This window comes from Bradyrhizobium canariense (genome assembly GCF_018130465.1).
Taxonomy (GTDB): Bacteria; Pseudomonadota; Alphaproteobacteria; order Rhizobiales; family Xanthobacteraceae; genus Bradyrhizobium; species Bradyrhizobium canariense_C.
The window spans coordinates 36,799-52,262 of the sequence record NZ_JAFCKJ010000003.1; the positions used below are offsets into that span (position 1 = coordinate 36,799).

A 15,464-nucleotide genomic window follows, 5' to 3' on the forward strand; every position below is an offset into this window, starting at 1 on the left:
GCGCGACCGTTATTCCGGCAGGCCGGCGGCACGAAGCGCCTCGCCAAGGGACGACGCAAGCGACGGGGAACAGTTAACGCCTGAGAACTGCCGGCTGTAGCGAAACGTCGGGTGCAACTCGAGCACCCGGGCGGCCGCCGCCCTCGCTTCTTCCAGACGCCCGAGCTTTGCGAGCGCCGCGGCCAGTTGCACGTAGGTAATGCTGTGTCGAGGATTGGCCTGAACCGACCGGTAGGCCGCACGGCAGGCTTCTTCATATCGACCGCGGTGGAAGTGACCCATGGCCTGCGCGTCGAACGCAGCAAAGGCCCAGGGATCGAACGGACTGAGCCGCACGCCCCTTTCGCTCCACTCGATGGCGCGGTCGGCTTCGCCGCTCCAACCGAGCATGACGCTGCCGAGGATGTAGGTCAGCGCCGATGATGGGCTGATGGCGAGTGCGGCGTCGAGTGCAGTGAATGCTGCGGAACGATCGTGCCCATCCATGCCGATCGAAAAAGCCGCAAGGGTGAGAGCAAGCGCGTCATCCTGTCCGTGGATCAGAGCCGACCGTGCATGATGGATCGACGCGGCCCGATTGACCTCCTGCAAACCGGCTCGAAGGAACAGGCAATGGTGGCACATTGCGGCATTGCCGTGCGCTAGCGCATAAGTGGGCTCAAGCGCGATCGAACGTGCGAGCAGCACAAGGGCTTGCGTGACCTGCTCTGGCATTCCGGAATCGACATCCGGCTGGGCCCGCAGGACAAGATCATAGGCATCGAGGCTGTCGGGCCGTTGGCGCTTGACCCTGTTGAATTCGGCGCGCCGCAGGCTCGGCGCAATGGCGCCGACGACCGATAGGGCGATGTCATCCTGGAGGGCGAAAACGTCCTCGGACCCGCGGTCGTAGCGCTCGGCCCACACGTGCCCGCCGGTCGACGTATCGATCAACTGACCCGTGATGCGGACCGTTGTGCCGGTCTTCCGGACGCTGCCTTCCAGCACATACCGGACGCCAAGCTCGCGGCCGACCTGTTTCAAGTCCACCGCACGGCCCTTGTAAATGAACGTCGAATTCCGCGCGATTACGAACAGCCAGTTGATGCGCGACAGTCCGGTGATGATGTCGTCGACCATCCCTTCGGCAAAGTAGTCTTGCTCTGCATCACCGCTCAGGTTCGCGAAGGGCAAGACCGCGATTGACGGCCTGTCAGGCAACATCAGCGATGGCGCTGCGGAGGCGGCGGATGCGTGATCCCGATGGGGCGTCGTAACGGAGGGACCCACATAGCGATAGCCACGCCGCGGCAGGGTCTCGATCCAGCGGGCCTCTCCAGAGATATCCGCCAAAATGCGCCGCACAGCAGCGATTTGGACGGTCAAATTACTGTCCTCGATTGCCTGGGCAGGCCACGCCGCCTCGATCAAGGCTTCCTTGGACACCGGCGCGCCGGCCCGTTGCACGAGCAGGGCCAAGAGCAGGACGGCTCGCTGGCCGAGGGGGATCGGCTCGGCACCGTGGAAAAGGATTCCTGCATCGGCGTCGAGACGGAATGGACCAAATTCAAGGATCATGGCCATTGCCAAAGAAGGGCACATTTCGGAGGTTTTTTGCAATGTTTTCCGAACGGCTTCACCACTTTCAGGAGCCGCTGGATCACCATGGCGTGGTTTTCAGCAGAGCCGCACCGCCATGGAGGGTCACATGAACGCCAAACCGCTCATCCGCAGGTCCGGCGAGACCAAGGGAATCATGCTGCGCGATCAACCGATGGCCTTCCTGGTAACCGGCGAAGATACAAAGCACACCAGCATGTTCGACTGGACGATACCGGCAGGGTTCGCCACAGGCCGGCACGTTCATCGCGTGCAGGAAGAGACCTTCTACATGCTGGAGGGCGAGTGCGAATGGCATGTCGGTGACGAAGTCGTCCGAGCGGCACCGGGGACCTATCTCTTCATTCCCCCCGGCGTCCCGCACAACATCACCAACGTCAGCGAGAAGCCAGCGCGCGTGCTCATGACGGTCTCTCCACCGGGACACGAACGCTACTTCGAAGAATTGGCCAAGCTGACCGCAAGCGGAGCCCCGGACGCGAAAGCCATCAGTGAATTGCGCGCCCGTTTCGACACCGACCAGCTGTCGGCGCTGACAACGAAAGGTTGAAGGCCATGTGCTGGGGCGACGGCGGATAGGCTTCGAACTCGATTCGGTCGAGCAGGTTCTTGCGCCTTGCTATCGCGGCGTCAAAGCTTCCAGGTGGGCGATCAGCCGATCGATCTCGGCTTCCGTATTGTAGTAATGCGGGGAGGCGCGCACCACCGGCGGCAGCGAGCGAATTTCGGCATCGATGCGCGTGCTCGACGGATCTGAGCCACCGATCGTGATGCCGGCCGCGGCCGCGCCGCTGACGACCGCTTCCGCCTCGTACCCTTCCACCGTGAAGCTGACGATGGCTCCCGGAGCGCGTCCGAGGTCGCGAATTCTGATGCCGCGAATGGACGCAAGGCCGCCCCGGAGGCGGTCCGCCAGCATGCGGCAACGCTGCTCGATGGGGGCTATCCCGATATCGAGGGCATAATCGACCGCCGCGCCCAGCCCAAGCCGGGCTGCGTAGTTGTTCTCCCAGGTCTCGAAACGGCGCGCATCGTCACGCAGCCGATAAGCGTCCCGGGAGACCCAGGGTGCGGCGAAGTGGTCGATCATTGGCGGTTCGAGCCGCTGCAGCATCGCGCGGCGGACGTAGAGAAAGCCGGTGCCGCGCGGGCCGCGGAGGAATTTGCGACCGGTCGCCGACAACATGTCACAGCCAATCGCCTCGACGTCGACCGCCATTTGTCCGACCGCCTGGCAGGCGTCGAGCAGATAAGGAATGCCTCGCGCTCGCGCGATCTTGCCGACGGCCGCAGCGGGATTGACCAGTCCGCCATTGGTCGGAACCCAAGTGATCGCAACCAGTTTCACGCGCTCATCGATCATGCGTTCGAGCGCGCCAACGTCGAGCTCGCCGCTGGCATCGCTCGGCACGATGTCGATCGCGACGCCTGTTCGCTTGGCAACCTGAAGAAAGGCGACATAGTTGGCAGCGTACTCCGCCTCGGCGGTCAGGATCCGGTCACCCTGACGAAATGGAAGCGCGTAGAACGCCATCTGCCAGGCAACCGTCGCATTCTCCATGAGGGCGATCTCATCGGGCGCGGCATTCAGCAGGCGCGCCACGGAGCCGTAGACGGATTCAAGCCGGGGCGCCTCACGGTCGGCGGCGGCATAGCCTCCGATCTCGCTCTCCAGATCGATGTGTTCCTTCATCGCCGCAACAACCGGCGCCGGCATCAGCGCCGCGCCCGCGTTGTGCAGGTACGCAAGCCGGGAGGTGGCTGGAGTGTCGCGACGAATTCGGTCGATGTGCATCATCCATGCCTCCGCGTCTCGCGATCCTCGTGCATGGATTAAACGCGTCGAGGGATGCGGGCAAGATGGCCGGGCTTGGTCTCAGATGCAGAGGCCGAGCAGCTTGATGTGGCAGCCGCTGGATTTCGGCTTGCTCGCGGGCGCGGCCTCGCGCTTCACGGCAACCAGAGGCTCCCCGTCTTTCTTGCCTTTGCCTTTGCCCTTCGGCTCGTAGTCGCCGGCGATCACCATCGCCCAATAGGTGCGTTTGCCGCTGGCGTTTTTCGCGCTCGCGATCCCGACGCGGGAAGCGTTGTGCAGCAGCAGGTTCTTGCGGTGCCCGGACGAGTCGATCCACTGGCCGAGGGTCTTCTCGAAATTGTCGTAGCCGTAGGCGATGTTCTCGGCGGCGCGGCCTGCGCCGGCTGGCGCAACGCGGCGGTTGAACGGGCCGAGGGCGTCGTGACTGAGGTCGTCCTTCGTCGCCATCGCGCGCGCCTGGTCCATGGCGATGCGGTCGAGGGTCGAATCGCGGATGACGCGGACCTCGCCATGCTTGAGCCGGAAGCTCGAGATCAGCTCGGCCGGGGACTCGGCCAATGCGGGCGCAGCGGCTATCAGCAGAAGGACGGCGATCAGGCCGCCAACCACACGATGAATCATCGTCCCCCGAGTGCCCATGTTCCCGCCAAGTCCCCCCGCCAAGCCCGAATGATCGGATCGCTTCTCTATCGCCAATGTGGACGCTTCAAGGCGTGATCCACGCTAGCCCGCCGGCAGGTCGGCCTCGAAATTGAAGCGGTCGCGCAGGTTCTTGCGCTGCTCCAGGATGTCCTTGAGGAAGGCGCGGTCCTGGTCGTTCTTCATCATCGGCTCGATCAGGTCGAGCTGGTTCATGGCGACCAATTGCAGGATCTCCGTGCGCGGCTTGCCGTCCGGATTGCGTGGCAGCGCGTGCACGACCTGGATGTGTTCCGGGGGCTTCGGCCCCTTGGCGGCGGTGAGCTCGTTCCGCAATTGGCCTTCGAGCGCGGGCTGATCGGCTTCGACGAAGGCATAGAGCCCTACACCGGAGCGGCGGTCGGCAAAGGCGACGATGGCGGTGTCGCGCACCGCGGGGTTCTTGCGGATCAGTTCCGCCAGCACCGGCGCGTCGTTGACAAGCCGGCGGCCGCCGCCTTCTCGGTCGGTGAAGTTGAACAGGCCGCGCGTGATTGCCCGATAGACCTTCTTGCCGGTGGCGAGCCACAGGCTGGCGGCAAACGACTTCTTCGCCAGGATCTTGCGCTCGCGCGGCGTCAGCGCCTCAGGCGCGTAGGAGCGCTTGTGCTTGAGCAGATGCCGGAGATCTTCATAGGCCAGGATGCGGTAAAGCCGGCCGCGACGGTCGAAGCAGGCCGCGAGCTGAAAGTCGGTCACATAAGCGCGCCCGTCGCGGCCGACCAGCCAGTTCTGTTCCTTGGCAAGGTCGTTGTGGCAGATGCCGGCGCGGCGCAGCCGGCGCAGCGCAGCCTTGGCCGAGTGAAAATAGGCGAGGTCGCCATGCGGTTTGGCCAGATGCAGCGCGACACCATCGACGAAGCCGCGCACCAGCGCGCGGCGTCCGGCCCACAGCAGCTCGGGGCCGACGTTCAGCCCCTTGGCGAGCACCAGCGCATGCTTTTCGCGGGCGAACAGATGGCGCGCCAAAGCAAATGACCACCACGGCACCTCGTCGAGGCGGCGCAGCACCGCGTCGACTTCGCCGTTATCGCCACGGAAACGGCCGCGCTCGACGGTCGAGAACACGTCGCGCTTGAGCAGCACGCCCTCGGTCCAGCGCGCCGACAGTGTTGCGGCGTCGTCTTTGGGAAGGTTCATCGAAAACTCACGCGCCTGCTTCTTGGCCACCGTCTTCTCGTTCCCGCGCAGCCGGCTTCCGTCGGGCTTCTTCGTCGGTGCGCTGGCAAGCGGCGGGAACAGGCCGAAATTGATGTTCATCGGCTGGAACGAGCGGGTGCCGGGCTCGATGGTCTCGATATGGCCGCCGGTGATGTGGCCGAGCAGGGATCCGAGCGCGGTGGTGCCCGGCGGACTCGCAAGCGTCTCGCCGCGCACGTCCGCTGCCGCATAGAGGCCGGCGATCAGGCCGATGCTGGCGGATTCAACATAGCCCTCGCAGCCCGTCATCTGGCCGGCAAAACGCAGCCGTGGCTGCGCACGCAGGCGCAACTGGCCGTCGAGCAGCTTTGGCGAGTTGAGAAAGGTGTTGCGATGCAGGCCGCCGAGGCGAGCGAATTCGGCCTTCTCCAGCCCCGGAATGGTGCGGAAGATGCGCTGCTGCTCGCCGTATTTCAGCTTCGTCTGGAAGCCGACGATGTTGTAGAGCGTGCCGAGCTTGTTGTCCTGGCGCAGCTGCACGATCGCGTAGGCCTTGGTCGTGGGATCGTGCGGATTGGTGAGGCCGACCGGCTTCATCGGCCCGTGGCGCAAAGTCTCGGGGCCGCGTTCCGCCATGACCTCGATCGGCAGGCAGCCGTCGAAATAGGGCGTGTTGCTCTCCCATTCCTTGAACTCGGTCTTCTCGCCGGCGACCAGCGCGGCGACGAACCCGTCATACTGCTCCTTGGTCATCGGGCAGTTGATGTAGTCGGCGCCGGTGCCGCCAGGGCCGACCTTGTCGTAGCGCGACTGGAACCAGGCCACCGACATGTCGATGGATTCGCGGTGCACGATCGGCGCGATCGCGTCGAAGAAGGCGAGCGCGTTCTCGTCGGTCAGTTCGCGGATCGCGTCGGCCAGCGGCGCCGAGGTGAGGGGGCCGGTCGCAACGATGACGTTGCTCCACTCGGCCGGTGGCAGGCCTGCAACCTCGTCGCGGGCGATCTCGATCAGGGGATGGTCGTTCAGCGCCTTGGTGACGGCTGCTGAGAAGCCGTCGCGGTCGACCGCCAGCGCGCCGCCGGCGGGCACCTGGTTGGCGTCGGCTGCGCGCATGATCAGCGAATCGAGGCGGCGCATCTCGGCATGCAGCAGGCCGACGGCGTTGTTGGCGGCATCGTCCGAGCGGAACGAATTGGAGCAGACGAGCTCGGCAAGCCCGTCGGTGCGGTGTGCCTCGGTCATGCGGGTCGGCCGCATCTCGTGCAGCACTACGGGCACGCCGGATTTGGCCACCTGCCAGGCGGCTTCGGAGCCGGCAAGGCCTGCGCCGATGACGTGCACGGTATTGGATAGGGGTCCTGTCATGGGGCGGACAGGTAGCGCTTTTCGGCGATCAGTGGAATCGCCGAGATCGAGTTTTCTGCCTTCAGATACGACAACGCCCGCACGAGGCGGGCGCTATCGGTTCGTCCGGTTAAGGGCTGAACGATATCAGCCCTGATACTGACCGGCGGCAACGCGCGGGATGTCCGAGCGATCGAGGCCGATATCGGCCAGTTCGCGATCGCTGAGCTGGGACAGCTCGGCAACATTGCGCTGATAGTCCCGGAAAGCCTGGATCATGCGGATGAGCGAGAGCAGCATTGGTAGTCTCCTGTAGTTCGATTCAGCCCTTGCCCGGGCCGGATCGTTGGAATGAATATAGGTGAGAGTGGTGCAGTGCGAAAGTTCCGATGTTGCGATGCAGCTAAGCGATGGGTGCATAGCATTGGTAACGGACGATTAACCCGAGAGCACTTCCGCCCAAAGGGTAGGCGAAATAGCGAAGAGGATGCTATAAATGTCCGTGAATTCACGGGTTTAAAGCGGATTGGCCGGTTCCATTCGAAGACGAAATAAGTTGCGTTCCGGTTGTTCGCAAGGCGATTGATCAGCGCCTATACCCAAGTCTCGCATGCGTGAATCGCATGATGGCGGAGGCTTAGAAATGAATATAAAATCATTTTTAGTCGCGCGAACGGACGCATTTGCGATGGCGGGGTCAGCGATTCGCCCGACTGCGGCGGATCGATGTGACGAAGGGCAGCAAGGGACCGATTCATCCCGCCACGTCTGCCCAACCGTCGCGCTGGCGCAGCGCACACACGCCGAACGTGTAGAGTTCATTACAAGCGTGTAATGAAAATCAGAAATTTCGCATGCGGCACTGCGTGGCGCGCAACATCACGCAATTCTCGCGGGAAATTCATTGCGTCAAGTTGCCGCGCCCGGAGGAAAGTCATCTCGCAGATTCCGGCAATGTCGCTGGCTCTGGCTCAAGAACAAGAGAAGGAAGGTAACGTCATGACGAAGTTACTCGGGGTTATCGCAATTGCCGCCGTCGCATTCGCCGTCGCGCCGGCCCAGGCCGCCAAGCACGCCGCCGGCGGCTGCAGCTCGGCCAATCTGGAGAAGACCGAGACCGCGATCGAGAACATGGCCGATGGTGACGGCAAGTTCGTCGCGCAGAAGGAGATCGCGGCCGCGCAGGACTCGCTGCTCAACGGCAAAATGGGTGCGTGCGGCGCGCATCTGAACAAGGCGATGCACGCCACCATGGGCAAATAGGAGCTTCAGGAACGCACCAGGGGAGGGCCGGTCGCCGGGCGATCGGCCCTACGCGTTTTGTCCAGCAAGCATCTATGGGGCGTGCGCGAGCTGGGTCGCGAAATGGGCGACGGTCCTGGAGTAGACCTCGCTCTTATTCCACTGCTGGAGCACGGTAAAATTCGGACTGCCGGGCTGCCAGTCCTTGCCGCGCTGCCAGCCGTAACCGGCAAGATAGTTCGCGGTGGAGGCGAGCACGTCGGGGGCGTTGTGCAGGAGATCGCGCTTGCCATTGCCGTCGAAATCGACGGCATATTTCATCCAGGACGACGGCATGAACTGGGTCTGGCCGAGCTCGCCGGCCCAGGCGCCCTTCATGTCGGCCGGTGCGAGGTCGCCGCGCTGGACGATGCGCAGCGCGTCCAGCAGCTCGGCGCGAAACTGCTCGGCGCGGCGGCAGTCATACGCCAGCGTCGCCAGCGAGCGGATGGTCGCAAACTTGCCGGTGTTGACGCCGAAATCGGTCTCGAGACCCCAGATTGCGACCAGCACCTCGCCAGGCACGCCGTAAGTCTGCTCAATGCGCGACAGCACCGAGCCGTATTGCTTCATCATGTTGGAGCCGCGCGTCATGCGCGGCGGCACCATGCGGCCGGAAAACTCCTCGAAGGTCTGGGTGAAGACCTTCTGCGAGCGGTCGCGGTTGAGCACGCTCTGATCGAGCGTCACACCGGCGAGCCCGGCGGAAATGGCCTGTTGCGAGACGCCTTTGGCCGCGGCGTCGGTTTTGAAGTCTGCAAGCCACGCGTCGAAATTGCCCGAGCCGCAGGCAACAGCAGCGAACGCTGGCTGAGCGGAGAGGATGGACGCGGTGATGGCTAAGGCTGCGAGGGCGAGACGAGAAATCGTCGGGGTCATTCGAGCAAATAAATTCCGTGAAGTGATCTGACCGGCGGGCGCAATCTCGATGGTAACCGCGGCCAAAGCAAGGCGTTTAACAGTGCGCGATCCTGCCCGGACCGGGGCAGGATCGCATGTCACGATATCGTCAGGCGTCGGTCCGATTGCGCCAGGGGAAGAGGTTGGCGGGGAAGTCGGCGGCCGGCTTGCGTGGACGATGCGGCGGAGGCGGCGCCGGACGCGTGGCCGGATCCGACACGATCACCTTGCGGTAGAGATGCCAGGTGGCGTGGCCGAGCAGGGGGATCACCACGGCAAGGCCGAGGAAGGCCGGAATCGTGCCCAGCGCCAGCAGGACGGCCACGATCAGGCCCCAGGCCGCCATCGGCACCGGGTTTTTCGCGACGACGCGCAGCGACGTCACCATTGCCTCGAACGAGCCGGCATGGCGGTCGAGCATCAGCGGGAACGACACGGCACTGATGCAGAGCGCGGCAAGGGCGAACAGGAAGCCGGTGCCGCAGCCGACCACGATCAGCCACCAGCCTTGCCGGCTCGTGAGAACGCGCGTCAGAAAATCCGAGATCCCGGACGCGCCCTCATAGCCGAACGCCGCGACGTAGATCGCCTGCGCGGTCGCAACCCAGGTCACGAACAGGGCCAGCAGCAGCGCGCCGAGACCGAGCATGGCGCCGAAGGAGGGCGAACGCAGCACTTCCATGGCGTCCCAGGCGCTGGCCTCTTCGTAGCGCTCGCGCCGGCTGGAGAGCTCGTAGAGACCGAGAGCGGCGAATGGGCCGATCAGCGCGAAGCCCGCGGCCAGCGGAAACAACAGCGGCAGCACTGAATAGCCCATCACCACGCGGGCGAGCACGAGGCCCAGCACAGGATAGATCACGCAGAGGATGATGGCGTGGCTCGGAACCGCCTTGAAATCTTCCCAGCCGCGCTTGAGCGCATCGTGCAGATCGGAGAGTTGGATGGTTCGGATCACCGGTCCAGCCGCTTCGGCGGTCTGGGCCATGGTGGGGACATTGCCCTGGTAGAGTGTGGCCATGATCGCTAGCTCCCTTGCCATGCAGCCGAATCCGGCGCCAGCAAACGGCGCGAGCGGCCGCTATTTCTGAGTTTCGCGATCCCGACCAGACGCGAATTCTGGATGGCATCGCGAACTGAACATCAAGCGTACGCCCATTTGCGAGTCCTGTCCCTCACGCTTGGGTGAGATTCGATGCCGCAATGCAACCTCACCGATGTCATTCGGCCGTCATTTCGCCGCAGATAAGCTGATGCTGCGTGTTGGTTCGCGGAACTTCGCGGGCGCAACGACGCAACTTGGTCTATAAGTGCCACTCAAGGCCCTTCCACGGGTCCTTTTCGGGGAGCAGACATGAGCATTTTCGGGAAAATTATGGGCGCGATCTTCGGTAGCCAGCCAGCTTCCGCCGCGCCCGCAGGCAGCGCACCGTCGGGCAGCGCGCCCGCAGGGGCCGCGCCGAGCGGATCGGCGCCAGCGGTGGACGTTGCTTCGATCGTCGACGCTGCGGTCGCCGCGCACAAGGGCGAGAAGCTGGAATGGCGCACCTCGATCGTCGACCTCATGAAGGCGCTCGACATCGATTCCAGCCTCGCTGCGCGCAAGGACCTCGCCAAGGAGCTTGGCTACAGCGGCGACACCAACGATTCCGCGAGCATGAACGTCTGGCTGCACAAGCAGGTGATGTCCAAGCTCGCCGCCAATGGCGGCAAGCTGCCGCCGGAGATCAAGCACTGACCGATCGCTCGGTCGTAACCCAAGGGCCCGCGATCGCGCGGGCCCTTTTGCATTCAGGCGACGAGATCCGCATCCTCCGGATGCTTGTCGAGATAGTCGACGACGAAGCCGCAACCGGCGATCACCTTCCTGCCGTCGCGGCGGATCAATTCCAGCGCGCCCTTGACCAGCTCGGAGCCGATGCCGCGGCCGCGCAGCGGGCGCGGCGTCTCGGTGTGGGTGATGATCACCGCCGACGGCGTCAGCCGGTAATTGGCGAAGGCGATTTCGCCGCCGACATCGAGCTCGAAGCGGCTTCCGTCCTTGTTGTCCCGTACCGATGGCGCCATGCCGGGTCCTTCCGAAGTGCTGCCTGTTCTCTGAACTAGGCGCCTAACCCCGCCTTTGCCAAGCCGCGACCAAAGAAGGCTACCGCAGGGGAGATATCTGAAAAATGCGTGTCCCGATCGGCCCCATGGCGCTGCTCGCCGCGCTGGTCTGGCGCGCAGAAGCTTGGGGCCTCGTAGTCGCAGTGCGATCTGAGTTTGAACATCGCGCGGCGACCGCAAATAATCCTCGACATCGCTCTTGCAAGTTCCACGACGATTCCCACGTCCCCTACAGGACATACGCCCGAATGCGGCCGGCAGGTCGCTAGACATTCGGAGTGTCATGATTGCCAGCCGCCGACGTATGCCTCTTTTGTAGGAGGGTACTATGTCGGACTTTGGTTTCTTGAATACTCATCGAACATGGGAAGACTGGTGCGGAATGGTGCTGGGCGCGCTGATTGTCGCGTCGCCATGGTTCCCCATCCAGGAGCACTCGGCGATCGGCGGACAGCAGATGATGATCGTGAACACGGTCGCGGTCGGCCTCGTCGTATTTGGGCTCAGCCAACTTGAATATGTCGCCTTGCAGCGCTGGCAGGAGGTGGCAACGATCGTGGTTGGGGCGTGGCTCATCGTCTCGCCCTACATGGTTGGCTATTCCGGTGAAGGTTTTCTCCGGGTCTACCATACGAGTCTCGGAGCGGTGGCGCTGGTCCTCGGCGTCCTCCAGCTGTGGCAGGACTGGGATCTGAGTGACCAGGATATGCTGAGGCACGGGCAATAGGCTGTAGATGTCAGCAGGCCCGCCGCGCGATCGGCGGGTCTGCTCTCGCTCATCCCTTCACCAGATCCGCGTACGCCGGGTGCTTCTCGATCCACGCTTTCACGAAGGGGCATTGTGGGATCAGCTTCAATCCGGCCGCGCGGACCTGATCGAGGGCGCCTTGCACCAGCTTCGAGCCAACGCCCTTGCCGCCGAGTTCCTTCGGCACGTCAGTATGCTCGAACGTGATGACATCGCCGTCGAGCTTGTAGTGTTCGGTCGCGAGATGACCCTCGACCTCCAGCTCATAGCGCTGATGAGTCTTGTTGTTGATGATTTCGTTCATGTCGTCCGATTCAATCGGTCGCTTTGGCGAGCCTGGAATCCTCGGGCTGCGGCTGCGGGCGCAGGCATCCCTGGCAGATGACGAGGGAACGGTTGACCCTGGCGTCCTGTTCAGCCTCGATGCCGTCCTGCGCCTGCCACCATTCCTTCGAATAGGGCTGAAGCCCGGCTTGCGACCTGTTGCGCTCGGATCGGGCGGCGGTCCGTGTTGGGTCTGAGGCAGCACGCGGGTGATTGGGGTCCTCGCCGGCGCCGTCCCAGGCATAGCGCGCAGGCTTGAACGCGGGATCGGAGGCGAGATGCGCTTGCGGGCCCACGGCACATCCGGCAAGCGCCAGCGACAACAGGAGGAGGGCGGGCGCTTTGACCATGATGCGGCACTCTGTACGCGAGAACTGACGAAGGTTGCGCCGATCATGTTTAAAATTCCCTGAACGATCGCGGCTGCGCTGACGACCAATGCCAATGCGATATCTGATCCTCCTGCTCGTACTGTTCGCAACCGCTGCGCGCGCCGACAACGCAAAGCCGTTCAATCCCGCCGACTATCCGCCCGGCGTGCAGAAGGCTGTGCGCTACGCCAACGAGGAATGCGAGAGCCAGGGCGGCGGCACGGTGACTTTTGCGCCCGATACGGTGCGCAGGATCGACCTGACCGGCGACGGCCGCGACGACTACATCGTCGATTTCCGCGACACCAAATGCAGCGATCGCGAGACGACCTATTGCGGAACCGGCGGCTGCGTCATGAACATCCTGGTCACGTTGCCGGATGGCAGCGTGCAACCCGTCTTCGATGGCTATGTCCGCAGCTACGAGATCAAGCCGAAGCCAACGAAGCGGGGTGCGGCGCGCACCATCCGCTTCGATCTGCATGGCAGCTATTGCGGGGGCTTTGGCGCGCAGGCTTGCGTCAAGGAGAGGGTCATCTCGGTGGCGCCGTTCGCGTTCAAGCAGCCTTAAGGCAGGTTCGCGGCTGGTGGCCTTGCAGGGGCACTGGCTATGGCGATAAATGGGCTGCAATGAGCGGGCGGCTCGCGTGCCGTCCGCCGTCGAAGAGGAAGCCCGATGCAGCACCTGCGCATGTCCCGCCGCGTCATGAATCTCGCTCACATGCTGACCCAGAATGCGCGGCGGCATGGATCGCGTCCCGGTTTCGTCTGGGGTGACAGATCCTGGACCTGGCGGGAGATCGATGCGCAGGTCTCGGCGCTGGCGGCAGCCCTCGCGGCGCGCGGCATCGCGAAGGGTGACCGCGTCCTCGTCCATTCCAAGAACGGCGACGAGATGTTCTTTTCGATGTTCGCAGCGTTTCGGCTCGGTGCCGTCTGGGTGCCGACCAATTTCCGCCTGATGCCGGACGAGGTCGCCTATCTCGCGCAGGCCTCCGGCGCGAAGGCGTTTCTGTGCCACGTCGATTTTCCCGAGCACGCCGCGGCGGTGAAGGGTGGAGCGCTGGAATTCACCTGGAGCATCGACGGTCGGGCGCCATTTGCCGAGACGTCGGTGGCGGATGCCGTCGCGTCGTGTGCCGGCACAAAGGTCGAGAACGTCGCGGTCGAGCACGACGATCCCTGCTGGTTCTTCTTCACATCGGGGACCACCGGCCGCTCCAAGGCTGCGGTGCTCACCCACGGTCAGATGGGCTTTGTCGTCACCAACCATCTCGCCGATCTCACGCCCGGCGTCACCGAAGCGGATGCCTCGCTGGTGGTGGCGCCGCTGTCGCATGGCGCCGGCGTGCATCAGCTGGTTCAGACCGCGCGCGGCGTGTGCACCGTGCTGCTGCCGACGGAGAAATTCGATATCGACGAGGCGTTCCGCCTGATCGAGGCGCATCGGGTCGGCAATCTCTTCGTGGTGCCGACCATTCTGAAGATGATGGTCGAGCATCCCGCCGCCGACAAATACGATCATTCCTCGCTGCGCCAGGTGATCTATGCGGGGGCGCCGATGTATCGCGAGGACCAGAAGGCCGCGCTGAAGAAGCTCGGCAAGGTCATCGTGCAGTATTTCGGTCTGGGCGAGGTTACCGGCAACATCACGGTGCTGCCGGCGGCGCTGCATGATCCCGAGGACGGGCCGCATGCGAAGATCGGCACCTGTGGCTTCGAGCGTACCGGCATGCAGGTCTCGATCCAGGACGACGAGGGTCGCGAACTCGGCGCCAACCAGAGCGGCGAGATCTGCGTGATCGGCCCCGCGGTACTTGCCGGCTACTACGATAATCCCGAAGCCAATGCGAAGGCGTTCCGCAACGGCTGGTTCCGCACCGGCGATCTCGGCCACATGGACGAGGAGGGGTTCGTCTACATCACGGGACGAGCCTCCGACATGTACATCTCCGGCGGCTCCAACATCTATCCGCGCGAGATCGAGGAGAAGATCTTGACCCATCCTTGCGTCGGCGAGGTCGCGGTGCTCGGCGTGCCCGATGCGACCTGGGGCGAGGTCGGCGTTGCCGTCTGCGTCGCCCGCGAAGGCGCGAAGCCGGTGAGCGAAGCGGAGATGGCGGCATTCCTCGGCCCCAAGGTGCCGCGCTACAAGATGCCGAAGCGGTTCTTTTTTTGGGAGGCCTTGCCGAAATCCGGCTACGGCAAAATTCCAAAACGGATGGTTCGCGACGAGCTCGAGGCGCGCGGGCTGCTCGATCTCGACAAGACACGGGCGGGCTGAGCGAAGGTCATGCGCAGCATCAAGCAGCCAGGCGCGCCGGTCGCCGAGCGCATCCAATGGGTGGAGGCGAGGGGACGCAGTTTCTCCTTCACGCTTCAAGCAGGTCTGCCGCTGCTGGAAGCCGCGCGGCGCGGGTTTGCCGCGGAGGGATTTGCCGGCGGCGTGCTCGGCTTCGAGCGCGGCGCGCTCGGGCCGTTCGGCTATGTCATGCCGGCGCTGTCGAAGACGAGCGAGAACGCCGCGTTCTACAGCGAGACGTATCGGCCGGGCGGCGTGACGCGCACCAGGCTCGGCAGCATGACGCTGGGCACGCGCGATGGCGCGCCGTTCTTTCATTGCCATGGGCTGTGGACGGAGGCCGATGGCCGCGCCAGTGGCGGTCACATGCTGCCGGACGAGACTGATGTCGCCGAGCCGTTCGAGGTCGAGGCCTTCGGTATCGATGATGCGATGTACACCGCCGAGCCCGATCCCGAGACCAACTTCAAGCTGTTCGGGCCGGTGCCGGCTCCGAGCACCGGCGCACGCACGACCAGCCGCGCTTTCGTGCTGCGGCTGCGCCCCAATCAGGATTTTGCCGGCGGTCTCGAAGACTTCTGCCGCGCGCAGGGCATCGCGCGTGCCAAGATCCATGGCGGTGTTGGTTCGACCATCGGCGCCCGATTTGCCCATGGCGGAGTGATCGAGCCTTTCGCGACCGAGCTTGCGGTAACAGCCGGTACGATTGCGGCCGGCTCCTCCGGCGCGCTCGAAGCCGCGCTCGACGTTGCCCTGATCGATTACACCGGCGGCATGGCGGAAGGGCGCCTGGTCCGTGGCGACAATCCCGTGCTGATGACCATGGAGCTGGTGCTCGAGGTGTTGGGTTAGGCC

General features: G+C 64.1%; 17 protein-coding genes and 1 pseudogene. 7 read left to right on the forward strand and 11 right to left on the reverse strand.

Going from position 1 to position 15,464, the window contains the following annotated elements; translation table 11 throughout:
- Nucleotides 1-9: 9 nt before the first annotated feature.
- The gene (locus tag JQ591_RS08975; protein WP_211395664.1) at nucleotides 10-1,563 is read right to left on the reverse strand and encodes a winged helix-turn-helix domain-containing tetratricopeptide repeat protein; all 1,554 of its coding nucleotides are present in this window, start codon (nucleotides 1,561-1,563) and stop codon (nucleotides 10-12) included.
- Between the two features lie 124 nt (nucleotides 1,564-1,687).
- On the opposite strand from JQ591_RS08975, the gene JQ591_RS08980 reads away from it, so the two are divergent.
- Nucleotides 1,688-2,149: a cupin domain-containing protein gene (locus JQ591_RS08980; protein WP_211395665.1), complete on the forward strand. Its 462-nt coding sequence runs from the start codon at nucleotides 1,688-1,690 to the stop codon at nucleotides 2,147-2,149.
- Between the two features lie 69 nt (nucleotides 2,150-2,218).
- Here the strand turns inward: JQ591_RS08980 and JQ591_RS08985 are convergent, their stop codons facing one another.
- The 5 genes and pseudogenes from JQ591_RS08985 to JQ591_RS09005 all read right to left on the reverse strand — a co-directional run bounded on the left by JQ591_RS08985 (nucleotide 2,219) and on the right by JQ591_RS09005 (nucleotide 6,880).
- A complete protein-coding gene (locus JQ591_RS08985; RefSeq protein WP_211395666.1) occupies nucleotides 2,219-3,397 on the reverse strand; it encodes an aminotransferase class V-fold PLP-dependent enzyme in 1,179 nt (392 codons plus the stop codon).
- A 78-nt stretch (nucleotides 3,398-3,475) separates the two neighbouring features.
- A complete protein-coding gene (locus JQ591_RS08990) occupies nucleotides 3,476-4,054 on the reverse strand; it encodes a CAP domain-containing protein (protein ID WP_211395667.1) in 579 nt (192 codons plus the stop codon).
- Between the two features lie 84 nt (nucleotides 4,055-4,138).
- On the reverse strand, nucleotides 4,139-5,233 hold the full coding sequence (locus JQ591_RS08995) for a serine/threonine protein kinase (protein WP_211396408.1): 1,095 nt from the start codon (nucleotides 5,231-5,233) through the stop codon (nucleotides 4,139-4,141).
- Nucleotides 5,234-5,245: 12 nt separating this feature from the next.
- A pseudogene (gene trmFO, locus JQ591_RS09000) lies at nucleotides 5,246-6,601 on the reverse strand (methylenetetrahydrofolate--tRNA-(uracil(54)-C(5))-methyltransferase (FADH(2)-oxidizing) TrmFO); the annotation flags it as partial.
- Nucleotides 6,602-6,727: 126 nt separating this feature from the next.
- Nucleotides 6,728-6,880 carry a DUF1127 domain-containing protein gene (locus JQ591_RS09005; RefSeq protein ID WP_007590701.1) on the reverse strand — a complete coding sequence of 51 codons (153 nt, stop codon included), beginning with the start codon at nucleotides 6,878-6,880 and terminating at the stop codon, nucleotides 6,728-6,730.
- Between the two features lie 636 nt (nucleotides 6,881-7,516).
- On the opposite strand from JQ591_RS09005, the gene JQ591_RS09010 reads away from it, so the two are divergent.
- Entirely contained in the window at nucleotides 7,517-7,843 is a 327-nt protein-coding gene (locus JQ591_RS09010) for a hypothetical protein (protein WP_211396409.1), read from the forward strand.
- Nucleotides 7,844-7,915: 72 nt separating this feature from the next.
- Here JQ591_RS09010 and JQ591_RS09015 read toward each other — a convergent pair whose 3' ends face one another.
- Together JQ591_RS09015 and JQ591_RS09020 are read right to left on the reverse strand one after the other, a co-directional pair.
- Nucleotides 7,916-8,740 (reverse strand): lytic murein transglycosylase, encoded by an 825-nt coding sequence (locus tag JQ591_RS09015; RefSeq protein WP_211395668.1) that lies wholly within the window; start codon nucleotides 8,738-8,740, stop codon nucleotides 7,916-7,918.
- A gap of 130 nt (nucleotides 8,741-8,870) precedes the next feature.
- Nucleotides 8,871-9,779, reverse strand: a complete 909-nt coding sequence (locus JQ591_RS09020) for a DUF2189 domain-containing protein (RefSeq protein WP_211395669.1) — start codon at nucleotides 9,777-9,779, stop codon at nucleotides 8,871-8,873.
- Nucleotides 9,780-10,112: 333 nt separating this feature from the next.
- On the opposite strand from JQ591_RS09020, the gene JQ591_RS09025 reads away from it, so the two are divergent.
- Entirely contained in the window at nucleotides 10,113-10,496 is a 384-nt protein-coding gene (locus JQ591_RS09025; RefSeq protein WP_211395670.1) for a DUF3597 domain-containing protein, read from the forward strand.
- 53 nt (nucleotides 10,497-10,549) lie between these two features.
- On the opposite strand, the gene JQ591_RS09030 is transcribed toward JQ591_RS09025, so the two are convergent.
- A complete protein-coding gene (locus JQ591_RS09030; RefSeq protein ID WP_211395671.1) occupies nucleotides 10,550-10,825 on the reverse strand; it encodes a GNAT family N-acetyltransferase in 276 nt (91 codons plus the stop codon).
- Between the two features lie 367 nt (nucleotides 10,826-11,192).
- Here JQ591_RS09030 and JQ591_RS09035 point away from each other — a divergent pair, with 367 nt between their 5' ends.
- Nucleotides 11,193-11,591, forward strand: a complete 399-nt coding sequence (locus tag JQ591_RS09035) for an SPW repeat protein (protein WP_211395672.1) — start codon at nucleotides 11,193-11,195, stop codon at nucleotides 11,589-11,591.
- Between the two features lie 49 nt (nucleotides 11,592-11,640).
- Here the strand turns inward: JQ591_RS09035 and JQ591_RS09040 are convergent, their stop codons facing one another.
- The gene (locus JQ591_RS09040) at nucleotides 11,641-11,916 is read right to left on the reverse strand and encodes a GNAT family N-acetyltransferase (protein ID WP_211395673.1); all 276 of its coding nucleotides are present in this window, start codon (nucleotides 11,914-11,916) and stop codon (nucleotides 11,641-11,643) included.
- A gap of 10 nt (nucleotides 11,917-11,926) precedes the next feature.
- Nucleotides 11,927-12,286: a hypothetical protein gene (locus tag JQ591_RS09045; RefSeq protein WP_211395674.1), complete on the reverse strand. Its 360-nt coding sequence runs from the start codon at nucleotides 12,284-12,286 to the stop codon at nucleotides 11,927-11,929.
- Nucleotides 12,287-12,380: 94 nt separating this feature from the next.
- Here JQ591_RS09045 and JQ591_RS09050 point away from each other — a divergent pair, with 94 nt between their 5' ends.
- From JQ591_RS09050 to JQ591_RS09060, 3 genes are all read left to right on the forward strand, one after another.
- Nucleotides 12,381-12,878 (forward strand): hypothetical protein, encoded by a 498-nt coding sequence (locus tag JQ591_RS09050; RefSeq protein ID WP_211395675.1) that lies wholly within the window; start codon nucleotides 12,381-12,383, stop codon nucleotides 12,876-12,878.
- A gap of 105 nt (nucleotides 12,879-12,983) precedes the next feature.
- Nucleotides 12,984-14,591, forward strand: coding sequence for an acyl-CoA synthetase (locus JQ591_RS09055; protein ID WP_211395676.1), 1,608 nt, complete (start codon nucleotides 12,984-12,986; stop codon nucleotides 14,589-14,591).
- 9 nt (nucleotides 14,592-14,600) lie between these two features.
- Entirely contained in the window at nucleotides 14,601-15,461 is an 861-nt protein-coding gene (locus JQ591_RS09060) for a PCC domain-containing protein (RefSeq protein ID WP_211395677.1), read from the forward strand.
- The last annotated feature ends 3 nt before the right edge of the window (nucleotides 15,462-15,464 follow it).